Source organism: Falsiroseomonas oryziterrae (assembly GCF_021864505.1).
GTDB lineage: Bacteria > Pseudomonadota > Alphaproteobacteria > Acetobacterales > Acetobacteraceae > Falsiroseomonas > Falsiroseomonas oryziterrae.
Genome location: NZ_JAKJIB010000505.1, coordinates 1 through 1951 on the forward strand (window position 1 = coordinate 1; position 1951 = coordinate 1951).

Genomic DNA, 1951 nt, shown 5'->3' on the forward strand with positions numbered 1-1951 from the left:
GCTCGGCGCCGGCGCCGGCGCGGCGGTCGGCTCGCTGTCGGGCAATGCCGGCACCGGCGCGCTGATCGGAGGCGGGCTCGGTGCCGTCGGCGGCGCCGCCACGGCACGCTGAGGCTGCGATGCCCCGCCCGCTTCGCCCCCGCGGAGCGGGTCGAGGCGACGGTCCCGGCCTTGCGCAGGGTTCCGCCGCGGCCTAACGCCGCCGCGTGAACTACAGACACGCGTTCCACGCGGGAAACTTCGCCGACGTCGTCAAGCACGCGCTGCTCGTCGCCCTGTTGCGCGGGCTGTCGACGAAGGACAAGCCGTTCCGCGTGCTCGACACGCATGCGGGCATCGGCGGCTACGACCTCGCGGCGCCCGAACCGCAGCGCACCGGCGAATGGCGCGATGGCGTCGGCCGCGTGGCCGACAGCGGCGACCCGGCACTCGCCGACTACCTTGAACAGGTGCGTGCCGCGGGATTTCCAGGAAGCTATCCCGGCTCGCCCGCGCTGATCCGCGCATTGCTGCGGCCGGCCGACAACCTCGTCCTCTGCGAATTGCACCCGGAGGACCACGCGACGCTGCGCGCGCGCTTCCGCGGCGATTCGCAGGTCGCGGTGCATCGCCGCGACGCCTACGAGGCGCTGACCGCCCTGACGCCCTTTCCGGAACGCCGCGGCCTGGTGCTGATCGACCCGCCGTTCGAGCAGGAGGGCGAGTTCGACCGCCTCGCCACGGGCATCGCGATGCTGCGCCACCGCTTTCGCGCCGCGGTCGTCGCCGCCTGGTATCCGATCAAGCACCGCGCCCCCGTCCGTGCCTTCCACGCCGCGCTGCGCGAGGCGCGCGTCGCGGACTGCATCGCCTGCGAACTGGCGCTGCGGGAGCCGACGGACCCCGCGCGCCTGAATGGCTGCGGCGTGCTGGTCGCCAATGCGCCCTTCGGCTTCGAGGCGCGCGCGACCGAGATCCTGTCCGCCTTGCTCCCGCTGCTGTCGCGGGGCGAGGATGGCGCCATGGCGGCCGTCACCCGCATCACCGAGGAGGCCTGACATGCCCACACGGCCGCGCCGGCGCATCGCGGTGCTCGGCGCCGGTGCCTGGGGGACGGCGCTGGCCGTGCAGGCGGCACGCGCGGGCAACGCCGTCGGGCTCTGGGCCCGCAACCCGGAGCGCGCGACGGCGATCGCGCAGTCCCGCCAGAACGCGGCCTACCTGCCGGGCGTGCCGCTCTCCGCCGCGATCGAGATCACCGCCGATCCCGCCGCGGCGCTCGACGGCGCATCCTTCGTGCTGGTCTGCGTGCCGATGCAGTTCCTGCGCGCCGCGCTCGCCACGGTGCCGGACACCGGCGCGCCGCTGGTCGTCTGCTCGAAGGGCGTGGAGCAGGGCACGCTGCGCTTCCCGCTCGAAGTGCTCGCCGAGGCGCGGCCGGATACGCCGGCCGCGGTGCTGTCCGGCCCGAACTTCGCGCATGAGGTGGCGAAGGGGCTGCCCGCCGCCGCCGTGCTCGCCAGCCAGGATGCGGCGCTGCGGAAGACGGCCGGCGACGTGCTCGGCACCGCAGGCTTCCGCATCTATGGCGGCGACGACCCGATCGGCGTGCAGGTCGGCGGCGCGGCCAAGAACGTCATCGCGATCGCCGCCGGCGCGGTGATCGGCGCCGGCCTCGGCGAGAATGCGCGCGCCGCGCTCGTCACGCGCGGCCTGGCCGAACTCTCGCGTCTCGCCGTCGCGCTCGGCGGCAGGGCGGAGACGGCGGCCGGGCTGTCGGGCCTCGGCGACCTGCTCCTCACCACCACGGGGCCGGGCAGCCGCAACACCTCGCTCGGCATGGAGATCGCCCGCGGCACCAGCCTCGCCGATGCGCTGGCCAGCCGCGTCGGCGTGGCGGAAGGCGTCGCGACGGCGCCGGGCATCGTCGCGCGCGCCTCCGAGGCCGGGGTGGAACTGCCGATCTGCGCCG

Annotated in this window: 2 protein-coding genes; both read left to right on the forward strand. The window is 75.3% G+C overall.

Going from position 1 to position 1951, the window contains the following annotated elements:
• Positions 1 to 206: 206 nt before the first annotated feature.
• On the forward strand, positions 207 to 1037 hold the full coding sequence (locus tag L2I40_RS22500) for a 23S rRNA (adenine(2030)-N(6))-methyltransferase RlmJ (RefSeq protein ID WP_237217562.1): 831 nt from the start codon (positions 207 to 209) through the stop codon (positions 1035 to 1037).
• 1 nt (position 1038) lies between these two features.
• The coding region (locus L2I40_RS22505; protein ID WP_237217563.1) for an NAD(P)H-dependent glycerol-3-phosphate dehydrogenase at positions 1039 to 1951 on the forward strand (913 nt) is incomplete at its 3' end.